The organism is Chryseobacterium sp. CG10_8 (assembly GCF_058117085.1).
Window position 1 is genome coordinate 1 of record NZ_JBYVEB010000305.1, and the last position, 321, is coordinate 321.

The 321-nt window shown below is 43.9% G+C and carries 1 protein-coding gene; it reads right to left on the reverse strand.

Going from position 1 to position 321, the window contains the following annotated elements:
* Window positions 1-321, reverse strand: a 321-nt coding sequence (locus AC4AGG_RS16870; protein WP_489773179.1) for a hypothetical protein, incomplete at both ends; no start/stop codon positions are given.

Genomic DNA, 321 nt, shown 5'->3' on the forward strand with positions numbered 1-321 from the left:
AGCAGATTTCCTAACTATAGGCCAGTCTGTTGACGTGATATTGTCCGCATTATTATGACCTCCTGCTCTTTGCAACAAAGAAATTCCATGCTTGGTATCTACACCAGCTGTTGTACTAGGATCATTGTAACAAAAACATCCATTGACTGTTGCATCATTTGAGCTTCCAACTCCTTGTCCTTGGTCTGCTCCAATATCTGCAGCTCCTCCTGAGTTCACTATCGTTGGTACTCCAGTGGTATCTACTGTTACACCTAAATTTTGGTTGCTTGCTGTAGAGCCAACACCCACGGTTACCGTTCCACTTGCTGTTACCAAGTG